Source organism: Undibacterium sp. 5I2, assembly GCF_035019605.1.
Lineage (GTDB): Bacteria > Pseudomonadota > Gammaproteobacteria > Burkholderiales > Burkholderiaceae_D > Undibacterium.
In genome coordinates this window covers 1-15,888 of record NZ_JASJVS010000041.1, presented here as the reverse complement: position 1 = coordinate 15,888, position 15,888 = coordinate 1, and the positions used below count along the sequence as shown (strand labels likewise).

15 protein-coding genes are annotated in these 15,888 nt (G+C 54.4%); 7 read left to right on the top strand and 8 right to left on the bottom strand.

The annotated features are described in order from the left end of the window. Positions 1-7 precede the first annotated feature (7 nt). The 6 genes from QN359_RS14030 (at position 8) to QN359_RS14005 (ending at position 7,191) form a co-directional block, all read left to right on the top strand. The gene (locus QN359_RS14030) at positions 8-2,404 is read left to right on the top strand and encodes a CHASE2 domain-containing protein (RefSeq protein ID WP_322250649.1); all 2,397 of its coding nucleotides are present in this window, start codon (positions 8-10) and stop codon (positions 2,402-2,404) included. Between the two features lie 82 nt (positions 2,405-2,486). Next, positions 2,487-3,776 (top strand): glutamyl-tRNA reductase, encoded by a 1,290-nt coding sequence (gene hemA, locus QN359_RS14025; protein WP_322250648.1) that lies wholly within the window; start codon positions 2,487-2,489, stop codon positions 3,774-3,776. Positions 3,777-3,881: 105 nt separating this feature from the next. Continuing rightward, positions 3,882-4,961, top strand: a complete 1,080-nt coding sequence (gene prfA / locus QN359_RS14020; protein ID WP_322250647.1) for a peptide chain release factor 1 — start codon at positions 3,882-3,884, stop codon at positions 4,959-4,961. A gap of 105 nt (positions 4,962-5,066) precedes the next feature. Then, a complete protein-coding gene (locus tag QN359_RS14015; RefSeq protein WP_322250646.1) occupies positions 5,067-5,567 on the top strand; it encodes a disulfide bond formation protein B in 501 nt (166 codons plus the stop codon). Further along, positions 5,567-6,406: a peptide chain release factor N(5)-glutamine methyltransferase gene (prmC, locus tag QN359_RS14010; protein WP_322250645.1), complete on the top strand. Its 840-nt coding sequence runs from the start codon at positions 5,567-5,569 to the stop codon at positions 6,404-6,406. The genes QN359_RS14015 and prmC overlap by 1 nt, the downstream gene beginning before the upstream one ends. A gap of 92 nt (positions 6,407-6,498) precedes the next feature. Then, positions 6,499-7,191: a coiled-coil domain-containing protein gene (locus QN359_RS14005; protein ID WP_322250644.1), complete on the top strand. Its 693-nt coding sequence runs from the start codon at positions 6,499-6,501 to the stop codon at positions 7,189-7,191. 103 nt (positions 7,192-7,294) lie between these two features. On the opposite strand, the gene QN359_RS14000 is transcribed toward QN359_RS14005, so the two are convergent. The 8 genes from QN359_RS14000 to cyoA all read right to left on the bottom strand — a co-directional run bounded on the left by QN359_RS14000 (position 7,295) and on the right by cyoA (position 14,282). Beyond that, a complete protein-coding gene (locus tag QN359_RS14000; protein ID WP_322250643.1) occupies positions 7,295-7,426 on the bottom strand; it encodes a hypothetical protein in 132 nt (43 codons plus the stop codon). A gap of 105 nt (positions 7,427-7,531) precedes the next feature. After that, positions 7,532-8,068 (bottom strand): response regulator transcription factor, encoded by a 537-nt coding sequence (locus QN359_RS13995; protein ID WP_322250642.1) that lies wholly within the window; start codon positions 8,066-8,068, stop codon positions 7,532-7,534. A 14-nt stretch (positions 8,069-8,082) separates the two neighbouring features. Then, positions 8,083-9,345, bottom strand: coding sequence for an ATP-binding protein (locus tag QN359_RS13990; protein ID WP_322251070.1), 1,263 nt, complete (start codon positions 9,343-9,345; stop codon positions 8,083-8,085). A 31-nt stretch (positions 9,346-9,376) separates the two neighbouring features. Then, positions 9,377-10,201 carry an SURF1 family protein gene (locus QN359_RS13985; RefSeq protein ID WP_322250641.1) on the bottom strand — a complete coding sequence of 275 codons (825 nt, stop codon included), beginning with the start codon at positions 10,199-10,201 and terminating at the stop codon, positions 9,377-9,379. After that, on the bottom strand, positions 10,198-10,647 hold the full coding sequence (gene cyoD / locus QN359_RS13980; RefSeq protein WP_322250640.1) for a cytochrome o ubiquinol oxidase subunit IV: 450 nt from the start codon (positions 10,645-10,647) through the stop codon (positions 10,198-10,200). Before cyoD ends, QN359_RS13985 begins: the two co-directional genes overlap by 4 nt. Next, positions 10,644-11,267: a cytochrome o ubiquinol oxidase subunit III gene (cyoC, locus tag QN359_RS13975; protein ID WP_322250639.1), complete on the bottom strand. Its 624-nt coding sequence runs from the start codon at positions 11,265-11,267 to the stop codon at positions 10,644-10,646. Before cyoC ends, cyoD begins: the two co-directional genes overlap by 4 nt. Beyond that, positions 11,260-13,263, bottom strand: a complete 2,004-nt coding sequence (gene cyoB / locus QN359_RS13970) for a cytochrome o ubiquinol oxidase subunit I (RefSeq protein ID WP_322250638.1) — start codon at positions 13,261-13,263, stop codon at positions 11,260-11,262. Before cyoB ends, cyoC begins: the two co-directional genes overlap by 8 nt. Before the next feature lie 2 nt (positions 13,264-13,265). Beyond that, positions 13,266-14,282 carry a ubiquinol oxidase subunit II gene (gene cyoA / locus QN359_RS13965; RefSeq protein ID WP_322250637.1) on the bottom strand — a complete coding sequence of 339 codons (1,017 nt, stop codon included), beginning with the start codon at positions 14,280-14,282 and terminating at the stop codon, positions 13,266-13,268. Positions 14,283-14,427: 145 nt separating this feature from the next. Between cyoA and QN359_RS13960 the strand changes: the two genes are divergently transcribed. Beyond that, positions 14,428-15,765: an MFS transporter gene (locus QN359_RS13960; RefSeq protein WP_322250636.1), complete on the top strand. Its 1,338-nt coding sequence runs from the start codon at positions 14,428-14,430 to the stop codon at positions 15,763-15,765. The last annotated feature ends 123 nt before the right edge of the window (positions 15,766-15,888 follow it).

The following is a 15,888-nucleotide window of genomic DNA, read 5'->3' as shown; positions in this document are numbered from 1 at the left end:
GCGCGCCATGGCAGCTAGCCCAGCAACCGAACGCATCGCACGACGCGAGTGGCTGCTGCTCGGGGTCTTACTGCTGAGCCTGTGTGCGGCAGTGAGTGGTCTGAAAAATCTTGCGCGCATCGACCTCGGGCTGTACGACCGTGCCATGCAACTGATGCCGCAGCCGGCACGCAGCGATATCATCCTCATCGGCATCGATGACTACAGTTTGGCAGAACTCGGCAAATGGCCATGGCCGCGCCAGCGTCATGCCGATTTGCTCAAGCAACTCCATGCCACCGAAGCCAAAGCCATCGGCTTTGATATCCTCTTCAATGAAAGCGAGACCAGTGCCGGCGATCTGCCATTGGGTGGCGATCAGGCGCTGGCACAAGCGCTCATAGAAAGCAACAAAGTCGTACTGCCCTTGGTATCCTCGAGCGTAGGCAATGGCCTGCAAGTCAGCCGACCGATTGCCTTGTTGGCCGACGCGGCACGCGAGCTTGGTCATATTCATCTGGAACTCGATGCCGACGGCGTCGCCCGCAGCGTATTTTTACGTGAGGGCAGCCAAGGCCAGTGGTGGCCGCATTTTGCTCTGGCACTCAAAGATGTGGGACAACAAGCCGCCGTCGGTACCGAGCGCTATTTACCGGGACAACGCAGGCCCGCGGCGGCCCGCGAGGCGACGCCGAGCAGCGGTGCCTGGCAACGCGACTATCAGATGCACATTGCTTTTTCCGGCGGACATGGTCATTTCCAAGCGGTGCCGTATGTATCGGTATTGCGTGGTGAAGTACCGGCGCGCTTTTTCAAAGATAAATATATACTGATCGGTGCCACCGCCGCCGGCATGGCCGATTCCTTTCCGACCCCAGTATCAGGCACGACCGGCGTCGTCTCGGGCATAGAGATCAACGCCAACATCTTGGCCAGTCTGCTCGATGAACGTGCAATCCGGTTCGCCGACACCAGCGACACCATGCTGTACAACTTGCTGCCAGTACTGCTGGCCTTACTGAGCTTGCGCTGGATGTCGCCGCGTCAGGCCTTGCTGAGCATCGTCGTACTGTTTGCCGTCACCTTGCTGGTAGCTTACTTGGCCTTGCGGTTTGCCGGTCTCTGGCTGGCACCGTCGGCCGCTTTGCTGGTGTTACTGATTGCTTATCCGCTCTGGAGTTGGCGGCGTTTGGAAGCCGCAATCAATTATCTCGGCGAGGAATTCGACTTGCTCGAACAAGAGCCGCATCTGCTGCCGGAATTCAATGATGAGATAGCTGTGGTGCGCAGCACTGATGCTCTGGAACAGAAAATTAATCTGATGCGTGTCGCCGCCGGCCGCGTGCGTGATTTGCGTCAATTTGTCAGCGACAGCTTGGCCAGTCTGCCCGATGCGACTCTGGTTACCACGGTCGATGGCAACGTCTTATTGTCGAACCAAGCGGCGCGCAGCTATTTCCTCAGTTTGGGCTTCCCACAAGTGGATGATTCTTTACTGCCTTATTTGTTCGCCTCGATGACACCGCCGCAAGACCGCAGCGCCGACCCGACCCACAGTTTCAGTTGGTGGGATATCCTTGACCTGCAACATACTCAAAATATGCAGCAAGGCATAGAGGTACGCGATCCTCAGCAGCATGATATGTTAATCAAGAGCGCGCCTTGCTATAACGCACAGCATCGCCTGATCGGCTGGATCGTCAGTTTGCTCGATCTGACCGCCATCCGCGCCGCCGAGCGCAGCCGCGATGAGACTTTGCATTTCATTTCGCATGATATGCGCGCGCCACAAGCATCGATTCTGGCTCTATTGGAATTGCAAAAAGATGCCGCTACCGCCTTGCCGGCCGAAGAATTCATGCTGCGCATAGAAAAAGCTTCACGCATCACCTTGGCTCTGGCCGATAATTTTGTGCAATTAGCACGCGCAGAATCACAGGATTATCGTTTTGAAGAGATGGATTTTCAAGATGTCTTGCTCGATGCCAGCGAAGAAATGTGGTCCTTAGCGCGCAGCAAAAACATCCGCATCGACACCAAAGTCGACGGTGCTGACTTTCCGGTACGGATAGACCGCAGTCTGATGACACGGACACTGACGAACTTGCTCTCGAATGCCATCAAATATAGTCCACGCGATACGACGATCACTTGTGCGCTGTCAATAAAACAAGAATTGGCGCACCGAGAAATTCTTTGCCGCATCAGCGACCAAGGCTATGGCATCCCGCGCGCCGAGCAAAGCCGCTTGTTTCAACGGTTTCAGCGCATCAGCCATGGCGAGCAACCGAAAAACGATGGAGTGGGCTTGGGCATGGTGTTTGTCAAAGCTGTACTCGACCGCCACCACGCACAGATCAGTGTGACCAGCGCGCCCAACGAGGGTAGCAGCTTTCTGATCACCCTCCCTGCATCCGACCTTTGAGCTGGATCAAACATGGGGAAATGAAATATCTCTGCTACTACGCGCTATAATGGTGGCTTAATTCTCGTTGGCTCACTATTGCATGCAACTCACTGCCGTCGGACTCAACCATACGACTGCGCCGCTGTCACTGCGCGAAAAAGTCGCCTTCCCGCCCGAGCAAATTGCGCTGGCGGTGGCGGCAGCGCGGGCATGGTTTGGTAATCAGTCCGCCTTGGTAGGCACTTCCGCACGCAATAATGAGGCAGCAATCTTGTCTACCTGCAACCGCACCGAGTTATATGCGGCCTGCGCGGCGAGCAATCCAATTGATGCCACCGCACATTTTTTAGCCGATTATCATCACTTGCCTTACGCCGATCTGCGTCCGCACTTGTACACATTGCCGCAAGATAATGCCGTGCGCCATGCCTTTCGCGTCGCCTCCGGGCTGGATTCGATGGTGCTTGGCGAGCCGCAAATACTGGGGCAAATGAAAGATGCTGTCCGTCAAGCCGATGCGGCCGGCGGACTCGGCACCTATCTGCACCAAATGTTTCAGCGTACTTTTGCCGTCGCCAAGGAAGTCCGCAGCAATACGGAAATCGGTGCGCACAGCGTATCGATGGCGGCCGCTGCGGTACGTTTGTCGCAACGCATTTTCGATAAAATTTCCGACCAACATGTGCTCTTCATTGGTGCCGGCGAAATGATAGAACTCTGTGCCACGCACTTTGCGGCACAAAATCCAAAGTCGCTGACGATCGCCAACCGCACTCTTGAGCGTGGCGAAACCTTGGCGCATCGTTTCAATGGTCAGGCGATACGCTTAGCGGATTTACCGCAACAATTGGCGCAATTCGATATTATTATTTCTTGTACGGCATCTTCGCTGCCCATCATCGGCCTCGGCTTGGTCGAACGCGTAATCAAAGCGCGCAAACATCGGCCGGTGTTCATGGTCGACTTGGCCGTGCCGCGTGATATAGAAGCCGAAGTTGCCCAACTCGATGATGTGTTTTTGTATACCGTCGACGACCTCGGCAGCGTGGTACAGACCGGAATTGAAGGGCGACAAGCAGCGGTCGTGCAAGCGGAAGCCATTATCGAAACCCGGGTGCAATCGTTCATGCACTGGCTCGATGGGCGTGCCGTCGTGCCCTTGATTCAAGACTTACAAGAAAGCAGTGAACAACTGCGCCTTGGCGAACTCGAACGGGCGCGCAAAATGTTGGCGCGCGGTGACGATATCGATGCCGTACTCGAAGCGCTTTCCAAAGGCATCACTGCCAAATTCCTCCATGGCCCGCAACAGGCCCTGCACCAAGCCAGCGGCGATGAACGCGCCCGTTTGGCGGCAGTGTTACCGCAATTATTCCGCACCCGCCGTTAGCGACGTATACTGTGCCCTGCCGCCTTGTTGCGGCCCTTACTGTTGCCAAGCCAAAGCGACAGCGCCCGGCCACCGTCGGACTTTACCCTTTTCTGCAGGCCCCGTATGAAACCCTCTTTGCTTTCCAAACTAGATCAACTCGCTCTACGCCTTGATGAAGTTGGCCATTTACTGATGCAAGAAAATGTCACCGCTGATATGGAAACGTATCGCAAACTCACTCGTGAGCATGCCGAGCTCGACCCCTTGGTGGCACTGTACAAAAACTATCTGCAAGCGCAAGCCAATCTGGAAGAAGCGCAAGATATGCTCAGCGACCCCGATATGAAAGCCTTCGCCCTCGATGAAATCGAACTGGCAAAAGCCAGCATGAGCACGCTAGAGAGTGAATTACAGAAAATGTTGTTGCCGAAAGATCCTAATGACGAGCGCAACATTTTGTTGGAAATACGCGCCGGTACCGGCGGTGATGAAGCCGCGCTGTTTGCCGGTGACTTGCTACGCATGTACAGTCGCTATGCCGAACGTAATCGCTGGCAAGTCGAAATGATGTCTGAATCTCCCTCAGAACTGGGGGGTTACAAAGAAGTCATCGTGCGTATCGCCGGTGCCGGGGCCTATTCCAAACTCAAATTTGAATCAGGTGGTCATCGTGTGCAACGGGTACCGACCACCGAAACCCAAGGCCGTATTCACACTTCGGCCTGCACTGTGGCCGTGATGCCGGAAGCCGATGAACTGGCCGATGTCATCATCAATAATGCCGACCTACGTATCGATACCTTCCGCGCCAGTGGTGCAGGTGGGCAACATATCAATAAAACCGACTCGGCCGTGCGACTGACGCATCTGCCGACCGGTATCGTGGTCGAATGCCAAGATGGTCGCAGTCAACATCAAAACAAAGCACAGGCGCTGCGCGTGTTAGCCACGCGCATCATGGATGGCCAATTGCGCGAGAAACAAGCCAAGGAAGCGGCCACTCGCAAAAGTTTGATCGGCTCCGGCGACCGCAGCGAACGTATCCGCACCTATAATTTCCCGCAAGGTCGCCTGAGTGATCATCGTATCAATCTGACGCTGTACAAACTCGACTTCATCATGGATGGTGATTTGAGCGAATTAAGCAATACCCTCATCGCCGAGCACCAAGCCGAGTTACTGGCTGAATTAGGCGAACAATAAATACTTCGGGGCAAGCCTATCCTCGCTAACCTGAGCCTTCGCGTGAGCATACGCTTTTAAAAGAGTGTAAGCTGGCAACCGCTCTCATTTTCCGGACGACCCTCCATGCATTCTTCGAAACCTGTTTTACTCGGCATTGCCACCGTTTGCGTCGCACTCATCGCTGCTGCACTGTATCTGCAAGTGGTCAAGCACATGCTGCCTTGCCCTTGGTGCGTGATGCAGCGCTATGCTTTTCTCGCCATTGCCCTGTTTTGCTTAATCGCCGCGGCCATGCCGCGCGGTGCGCGCCGCGTCAGTATTGGCTTGGCAACGCTGGCGGCTTTCACCGGCGTAGGGATGGCGGCCAAACATGTACATTTATTGGCCAACCCGGAATTATCATGTGGCATCGATCCGCTGGAAACCGGCCTTAATAAAATTTTTCTTTCGCAGTGGTGGCCGACCCTGTTCCGTGCCGACGGTTTGTGCGATACCCCCTACCCGCCTACCCTCGGGTTGTCGGTGCCGGCGTGGGCGCTGTTATGGTTTTGCGCTATTACAATAACTTTGCTTTTTCTGTTTTTCTCGCGTGAAAAAACCGGCTTGTTTGGACGGCACCGCTGATGCAGTACTGCGTGCCCGTTCCGGCCAGCGTTGCCGCCTGCGAACGCAGTGCGCCACTTGAGCGGCTCGAGGCGCGCAGCTTACTCATGCATGCCAGCGGCCTGTCACGGATTGAATTGATCACGCGCTCGGAAACCCTGCTCAGTACCAGCCAAGCGGCGCAATTTGAAGCCTTGGTAAGGCGGCGGCAAGCCGGTGAACCGATCGCCTACCTGACTGGCAGGCGCGAATTTTACGGGCTGTCTTTTCACACCACGCCGGCAGTATTGATCCCGCGCGCCGATACCGAATTATTAGTCGACTTGGCCTTGGCCCACGCGGCACCGCATTCCACCCTGCTCGACCTGGGTACTGGCTCCGGTGCCATCGCCATTGCTATCGCCAGCCAACGCAGCGATTTGAGCGTGACGGCGCTCGATCGTAGCATGGCGGCGCTCGATGTAGCACGCCAGAATGCGCAAGAACTGCTGCCACAGACCGAACTCGAACTGCTGCACAGTGATTGGTTTGCTGCCGTCAGCACTCGCCGCTTCGCAAGCATCGTCAGCAACCCACCCTATATCGTCGCCGGCGACCCCCATCTGAGCCAAGGCGATTTGCGCTTTGAACCGCTCGATGCACTGACCGATCATGGCGATGGTTTGCTCGCTTACCGTCACATCATCGGTGCTGCACGCGCCCATCTCAGTCCCGACGGTTGGCTCTTGCTCGAACACGGCTACGACCAAGCTGCCGCCGTGCGCGATTTGCTGTCAGCGGCTGGCTTTACCTCAGTGAGCAGTTGGCGCGACCTGCCGGGCCACGAAAGAGTTTCCGGCGGACAAGCGCGCGCAGTCTGATCGACCGCTGGTCGGCAGCAGTTTTATTTTTCCGAAAAATTTCATACAATAGACTTATGAGCGCGATGAAATCGCGTTAGCTCGGAGTCTGTATGTCTACCTGTCTGTTTGATACGCTGAAAATGGTCGAATCTCTGGAAAATACCGGAGTGCCGACTAACCAAGCCAAAGTCCACGCAGCTTTACTGGTCGAAGCAATCGATGCCGAAGACAAAAAAATTACTGAACAATTTTGTCACAAGGTCGATATCGGGCAGTATTTCCTTGCGCTGCAAACCACCTTGAATAAGCTCGATGCACGGATGGATAAGCTCGAGACAAAAATTGATAATTTAGATGCAAAGATTGATCAAGTTGAGGCCAAACTCGATACAAAGATTGATCAAGTTGAGGCCAAACTCAGTGCAAAGATTGATCAAGTTGAGGCCAAACTCAGTGCAAAGATTGATCAAGTTGAGGCCAAACTCAATGCAAAGATTGATCAAGTTGAGGCCAAACTCGAGGCAAAGATTGATCAAGTTGAGGCCAAACTCGATACAAAGATTGATCAAGTTGAGGCCAAACTCGAGGCAAAAATTGATCACATTGAGTCCAGACTCGATGCAAAGATTGATAATCTGGAAGCCAGACTCGATGCAAAGATTGATAATCTGGAAGCCAGACTCGATGCCACAATCGATCAGAAAATTGCCGAGCTAAAAAGCGAATTAATACGCTGGGCCGTCGGCGTAGGGATACTGCAAACAAGCCTGATCGGCGGCTTGCTGATTAAATTAGTTCATTAAACAGTTCTGAACTGCATGTCACCACGCCCTGTAACGGATGCAGCGCTACACCGCGGCGACGCATGCCCATCGAGCGAGGCAGCGCGGTGTAGAAACAAGTCTGTCAGCTTGGCTTCCAAGCACCGCCGACTGCGGTAGAGTTGCTCTTTTTCGCATCTTTGGCCGCTTTCTTTTCTTTCGGCGACAATAAAGCTTGTTTCTTACTTTCTTTATTCGTTTTGACGACTTTACTCATGATCTTGCTCCTGAAAAAACACCAGCGAATGCAAGCGTTACCTTAGTATAGGCGATCAAGCCGCTTGCGCGCGGCTTAGATTGCAGACAATTGCCGGCACGGCGCTTATTTCACCTGTTGCTTGCCTAGTTTGCGCGCCAATGTGCGCCGATGCATACCGAGTCGGCGCGCCGCTTCTGAAATATTGAAGTCGGTTTCTACCAATACTTCATGAATGCGTTCCCATTCCAAGGTCTTGATCGAGGTCGCGCGCGCCGTCAATTCGGGCGCGGCAACGCCAGCAACATGCCCGAAAGCCATTTCGATGTCATCGGTATTGGAAGGCTTGGCCAAATACTGGCAGGCACCAAGCTTGACGGCTTCTACTGCGGTGGCAATGCTGGCAAAACCGGTCAGCACCACAATCAGCATGGCGGGATTATGCTGATGCAATAGCTGCACGCAAGCTAAGCCGGACGCATGACCGCTGATTTTCAAATCGACCACGGCATACTGCGGCTTATGCAGCAGCAGCAAGGCCTCGGTTTGTTCCAAGCTCACTGCATGCAGGACAGTATATTCGCGTCGTTCGAACGAGCGCACCAGCGTGCGGGCGAATGCGGTATCGTCTTCAATGATGAGCAACAGACGATGGGACGGCATAATACACTTACCTCTTATAAGATGAATCCTGACAAGGGTAGCAGAATCGTGACAATTGCGCCGGCGGTGCCGTTGCGCGCCTCAATCGTGCCACCTAATTTGCGCACCACATTGACGACAAAGAAGATTCCCAGCCCACTGCCGGGCCGCCCTTTGGTCGACTGATAAGGTTGACCTAGGGTATCGAGTATGGTCGAGGCAAACCCGGCACCATGATCACTGACGACGATTTGCAGTTGGCCATTGAGACAGGCGACCGCCAACGCCACCCAAGAAGGGGAAGCTTCGAGCGCATTGTCGAGCAAATTGCAGATCATTTGCTTGAGTACGGAATCGCTGACCATAGGTAGGTCATCGACAATTTGGTTATCGAAATAAAATTCAAGGACCGGACGTGTGGCGCGAAACTCCTCCACGACTTCGCGCACGAAAGTATGCAATGTGGTTTTGAGCGCCGACTCGCCACGTGCTTCACCAGCAGATAACAGAACGCCGCTGACTATGCTCTTGCAACGCTGTATCTGTCTTTGCATCTCGCTGATTTCTTCGAGCAGTTCCGGATCTTGGTTCAAGCTCGGCATGCGCCGCCAATCACCCAGTATGACCGCCAGCGTCGCCAGCGGTGTGCCGAGTTCATGGGCGGCACCGGAAGCGAGCAAACCCATCCTGACGATATGTTCCTCGGCGATGGCTTGCTGCTGCAGCATGGCCAGTTCGGCATCGCGACTGCGCAAATTGGCGCTGATACGAGTCAGAAAAAACACCAGCAGGGCAGCATTGAGCACGAAGCAAATGATCATGCCATCGCGGTATAACTCGGAAACACTGTTGAACTGTCCGGCCGGCCATTGTAGAGGGACATTGAAGAACGACAGCGCAAACAAGCAGGCACTGGTAATGACAACGATCAACCAAGTCGAACGCGCTTGCAACAACATGGCACCAAGAATGATCTGCAGCAGGTACAAAAAAGCGAAGGGATTACTGGTTCCGCCGCACAGATACAACTGTGCCGTCAGTATTGCCACGTCTACCAGCATGGCCAAAAACAATTCTCGATTCGAGACGCTGACCTCTTCATGCCAACGCAAGTGACTGCCGATATTAAAGGTAATCAACGCCGCCAAGACATATAGCAAAGGCAGCAAGGGCAACTGCATGCCGAAACCGAGCGTGACCAAGGCGATCGTCGACATTTGACCGAACACGGCAATCCAGCGCAGGTGTATCAGCTGCAACATGTTTTTATGACCGGTAGATCTGTCAAAACCGGGCATCAGGCGCGCGTTGGTGGCACTGCTGACCAGGTCAGGAATCGATAGTTTCATGCGCGCTGCCCCCTTGCTGACGGCGCAGACGGCGGTCGGCGCGTGCGACAAACAGATAGCCGGCGGCTACCATCGCAGCCAAAGCATACCAAGTCAGCGCATACACCAGATGATTGTTATGGAAATGAATCACGGTCAAGCCAGCCACCGGTTCGGACACAAGGGCCGCAGCGGCTGTGCTGCGGTCGGCATCGATGAAGAATGGTGCGACCGCACTCAAGCCATGAAAGCTGGCCAAGGCCGCGACATCGCGTGAAAACCAACGTTCGGCGCGGGCATCGTTATGCCTCAGAAAGCCACCACCCGGTTCGCTCAGACGCAGTAAACCGAGCACCACGGCAGGCTGCTCCGGCTGCTGCCGTTGATCAGCGAGGAATTGCTGCGCCCCGGCGCTGGGAATGAAGCCGCGGTTAATGAAAAAAGTCCGTCCTCCGGCATCACGTAACGGTGTCATCACCCAGAAGCCGCCGCCGAGTTCGGTCGATGCCAGCGATAAACTGGTGTACTGCGGCAGCAGCTTGCCACGCACGTTTACATGCAGGTATTCATGGCTGGCAGCGCTGATCTGCGGCCACTCGGCCGGTTCCGGCGCGGCTAATGCCGGCGCATGCACGCGTTGCGTCACGCGTTCGATCAGTTGCAACTTCCAGCTCAGGCGTTGGACTTGCCAACTGCCCAAACCAAGAAAGCACAAAAATAACAACCCCGCACAGATTGCGAGCAAGCTGCGCGCAAACCGGGAGCGGGGTTGATCGAGCAGCGCTTCCGCCGTAGCGGAAACGGCTATCTCAGAAGGCAAACTCATGGCATGGTGTTCATGTTTTTCATAGGTTCGACGGGCGTGCTGATGTGTATCGATTCCGGTGTCGTTTCATGATTGGCACCCGGCATCATATTATTATTGAGGTGATACATGACCCACAGGGAACCGGCCAACATAATCACCACCACCATAATGGTAAACAACAGCGCCAGCATGGTCCAACCACCTTCTGACTTGGTATTCATGTGCAGAAAATACACCATGTGCACGACGATTTGCACCGCCGCGAAGGCAAGCAAGATAAATCCGGTCGTGCTCGATTTATCAAACACTTTGCCCATCACCAGCCAAAATGGAATGGCGGTGAGTATCACGGCCAGGATAAAGCCGGTCGCATAGGTTTTCAAACTGCCGTGGTCAGCATGCTCACCATGCCCAGCATGGCCGTGGTGCTGGCCGTGGTCGGCCGTGTCGTGATGTGCGCTCATGGCAATACTCCCATCAAGTAGACAAAGGTGAAGACGCCGATCCAGATCACGTCAAGGAAATGCCAGAACATCGACAAACACATCAAGCGACGACGATTCTCGGTGCTCAAGCCATGCTTTTTCAATTGGAACAGCAAAGTGATGAGCCAGATAATACCGAAACTGACGTGCAAACCATGGGTACCGACGAGGGCAAAGAAGGAGGTCAAAAAGCCGCTGCGCTGTGGACCGGCACCTTCTTGTATCAGATGCACGAATTCATACAACTCAAAATAGATGAATCCGGCACCGAGCAAGCCGGTGACAGCCAACCACAGCATGGTATTGCGCAAACGATCTTTCTGCGCTTCCAACATGGCAAAGCCGTAGGTGATCGACGACAGCAAGAGCAGCGAAGTGTTAACCGCCACCAGTGGCAAATCAAACAATTCGGCACCGGTAGGACCGCCGGCGTAGTTACGACCGAGTACCGCATAGGTAGCGAACAGACAGGCGAAGATCAGGCAATCGCTCATCAGGTAGAGCCAGAAACCGAGCAAGGTACCGTTTTCCGGATGGTGTTCGCGCACGAAGTAACGGTTACCGGCGGGTGCGTGGGACAAAGTAGAGATATCAGACATGGCTGGCTAACAAACGTGTGCGTTCCGCTTCAGTACGGACAACTTCGTCCGCCGAGATGTGGTAATCGCGATTGTAATTAAAAGTGTGAACAATGATGGCTGCCATCAGGGCGATGAAACCCAATACGGCCGGCAACCACATTTGCCAGATCAAGGTAAAGCCGCAAACAGCACTGAGCGCAGCAATGATCACACCGGCACCGGTATCCTTAGGCATGTGAATGGCCAGGAAATCACTGGTCGGACGCACATAGCCGTTGGCTTTCATATCAGCCCAGGCATCGTTATCATGCACCATCGGCGTAAAGGCAAAGTTATAAGCCGGTGGTGGTGATGAAGTCGACCATTCCAGCGTACGGCCGCCCCATGGATCGCCGGTGAAATCGCGCAAAGTGGCACGACGTTGGTAACTGACGAACAACTGAATGATGAACGAGGCGATACCAAGAGCAATCAGTACGGCACCGAACGCGGCGATTTGGAACCAGATTTGCAGCGACGGATCTTCGAAGTGACTGAGACGACGCGTCACACCCATCAGACCGAGCACGTACAGCGGCATGAAGGCGAAGTAAAAGCCGATAGTCCAGAACCAGAAACTGCATTTACCCCAGAAATCATCGAGCTTGTAACCGAAGGCTTTCGGGAACCAGTAATTGATACCGGCGAACATACCGAACACCACACCGCCGATGATCACGTTATGGAAATGGGCGATCAAGAACAAACTGTTATGCAACACGAAGTCGGCTGGTGGTACCGCCAACAACACGCCGGTCATACCACCGATGACGAAGGTGATCATGAAACCTATGGTCCACAACATCGGTACTTCGAAGCGGATACGGCCGCGGTACATGGTAAACAACCAGTTGAAAATCTTCGCCCCGGTCGGGATGGAAATAATCATCGTGGTAATGCCGAAGAACGAGTTGACACTGGCACCCGAACCCATGGTGAAGAAGTGATGCAACCACACCAGATAAGACAGGATCGTGATGACCACGGTGGCATAGACCATCGAGGTGTAGCCGAACAGACGTTTGCTGCAGAAAGTAGAGACGATTTCCGAAAACACGCCGAAGGCTGGCAAGACCAGGATATACACTTCCGGGTGACCCCAGATCCAGATCAGGTTGACGTACATCATGGCGTTGCCGCCCATATCATTAGTGAAGAAGTTGGTGCCGAACATACGGTCCAAGGACAACATCGCCAATACCGCGGTCAAGACCGGGAAAGCCGCGACGATGAGCACATTGGTACACAGCGCCGTCCAGGTAAATACCGGCATCTTCATCATGGTCATGCCAGGGGCACGCATTTTGATGATGGTGACGACCAAGTTGACACCCGACAGCAGGGTACCTACCCCGGCAATCTGCAGCGACCATATATAGTAATCGACACCGACATCAGGGCTGCCGAAGATACCCGACAAAGGCGGATAAGCGAGCCAGCCGGTACGGGCGAATTCACCGACGAACAAAGAAGCCATCACCAACAAGCCGCCGAAGGTGGTCATCCAGAAGCTGAAGTTATTGAGGAAAGGGAAGGCAACGTCACGCGCACCGATTTGCAAGGGCACGACGTAGTTCATCAAACCGGTCACCAAGGGCATGGCGACGAAGAAAATCATGATCACGCCGTGGGCGGTAAACACTTGATCATAATGGTGTGGCGGCAAGAAACCGGCGGAGTCGCCGAAGGCCATCGCTTGTTGCGCGCGCATCATCAGCGCGTCAGCAAATCCACGCAACAGCATCACGATTGCCAGCACGATATACATGATACCGATACGTTTATGATCGATACTCGTCACCCAATCACGCCAGAATGGGCCCCACAGACGGAAGTAAGTCATCAAAGACAGCACGGCGATGCCGCCCAGTGCCACCATGGCAAAGGTCGCCAGCAAAATCGGCTCATGCAAGGGAATCGCTTCCCAGCTCAGACGGCCGAGGATCAGCTTAGTCAAATCTAGTTGGTCTAACATTCTTATTTTCCAATCTTAGCTGCGGGCGTCGTGCAAATTTCTGCAGCGACATTACGGCCATTGCTCTGGTTTTGCGCGAGCAAAACGCTGCCTTTGGCTTCTTGTGCCGATTTCATGTTCATCCCGTGCGACATCAGCTCGTCCATGCATACTTGGCCTTCGGCCACGCAGCGGTTGACGATGGCGTGATACAGATCAGCATCGACCCGGCCGTAATGGCGTACCGGATCCTTGATGCTAGGCTGTTCGAGCTGCAGATAATCGGCGCGATTCAGAACCGGCGTCTTAGCTTTGGTGGTGGCGACCCATTGCGCGAAATTTTCCGAGTTCATGCCATGAAACTTGAAACGCATGTCGGAAAAGCCGGCACCACTGTAGTTGGCGGAAAAACCATCATAAATGCCGACATGATTGATCACGGCATTGAGGGTGGTTTCCATTCCCGGCATGGCATAAATTTGCCCTGCCAGCGCCGGAATGTAGAATGAATTCATCACCGTGGAAGCGGTAATTTTGAAACGTATCGGCATATCCACCGGTGCCACGAGTTCATTAACGGTGGCAATACCCAGCTCCGGATAAATGAACAACCATTTCCAATCGAGCGCCACGACTTCGACCAGCATGGCCTTATGGTCGGGTGCCAATGGGCGCTGCGCATCGATGCGCGACAGATTGCGGTATGGATCGAGCGTATGCGTCGAGATCCAGGTCAACGTACCGAGCGCGATGATAATCAGCAGCGGTGCGCCCCAGATCAGCAGTTCGAGTTTGGTCGAATGATCCCAGTCTGGCTCATATTGCGCCTCTGTGTTGCTTTGGCGATAACGCCAAGCAAACAAAACAATCAGCACGATCACCGGAACGATGATCAGCAGCATCAACAGAGTCGACACCACGATGAGCTTACTTTGTTGGGCGGCAATATCGCCGGCCGGATTCAACACTATCGTGTCACATCCAGCCAACAGTGCAGCGCATAGGACGCTAAGTCCGCGACGAGCGAGTGGGGAAATCATGCTGCGAAACTCCAAAGTGAGCCAAATCGTGCTAATGTACTCCGACTGACTAGCATTAGCGATTGGACGTTTTGTCCTACCCTTACAGGTAACTTTGCAAGGGCTCAAAGTGTCCGGCGCTCTAATTATAAAACGAGAGACCATCATGCCAAGTATCAGCACCCAAACCCATAGCTTAGCACCAAGCGCCGCGCCGCATCATGCGCGCAAACTCAATGCCGACACCTCCCCCATCGCCCCGGGCGAAATCGCGATTGGCGTCATCATCGGCCGGGCTTCCGAGTATTTTGATTTCTTTGTCTATGCCATCGCCTCGGTCTTGGTATTCCCTTCCGTGTTCTTCCCGTTCGAGCCAAGGTTAGAAGGAACGCTCTATGCGTTTACTATCTTTTCCTTCGCCTTTTTGGCGCGTCCATTCGGGACGGTCGCTTTTATGGCTATACAGAAACGACTCGGGCGCGAAGCCAAGCTGACTATTGCTCTCATCCTGCTCGGTTTTTCCACCGCCGGCATCGCCTTCTTGCCGACCTACTCGCACCTGGGCTTCACCTCCATCGTCTTGCTGTCACTATTGCGTATCGGCCAAGGCATCGCACTCGGTGGCTCGTGGGATGGCTTGCCTTCGTTGCTTGCCCTTAATGCGCCGCAAAATAAGCGCGGCTGGTATGCCATGCTCGGCCAGCTCGGTGCGCCAATAGGTTTCATGATTGCCGGCAGCCTGTTCGCTTTCCTCATTGCCAACATTTCGGCCGCCGATTTCTTGTCTTGGGGCTGGCGCTATCCGTTCTATGTCGCCTTCGCCATCAATGTCGTTGCCCTGTTTGCACGTCTGCGTCTGGTGTCGACCAATGAATATGCGCGTCTACTCGACGAACGCGAGCTCGAACCGACCAATGTTGTTGAACTGGCGAGTACCCAAGGTCGTAACGTCCTCATCGGTGCGCTTGCCGCACTGGCCAGTTATGCGCTGTTCCACTTGGTAACAGTATTTCCCTTGTCATGGATCACCTTGTATTCGCCGCGTTCGCTCAGCGCCTTTCTCTATATTCAAGTCGCTGGTGCAGCGCTCATGGCCGTCGGCGTGGTGTTGTCGGGCTTGATTGCAGACCGTTTCGGCCGGCGCAATACGCTAGGCACACTGGCGTTTCTGATTGCCGTGCTCAGTGGTTTCGTGCCTACCCTGCTCGATGGCGGCGAGACCGGTCAGAATATTTTCATTCTGCTCGGTTTCTTCTTGCTCGGTCTTTCCTACGGCCAAGCAGCGGGTGCCGTGACCGCTAACTTTGCCGCCAAATTCCGCTATACCGGTGCGGCCCTGACGTCCGATCTGTCATGGCTGGTCGGTGCAGGGTTTGCGCCGCTGGTGGCACTCGGTCTGTCTTCCCATTTCGGCCTCGCCTATGTCAGCCTGTACTTACTCTCCGGCGCGGCCTGTTCGATGGCGGCACTGAGTTTGAATCGGGCGCTGGAAATTCGCGACTGAACACCAGACTGTACAACTTAATAACGTGAAAAAGCCGGCATCGCGCTAATGCCGTTCAGTTAAGCAGTTTTTCGCACAATACGAACGGCATAGCGGTTTGGTCTAGCCTTGACGGCCCGGTCG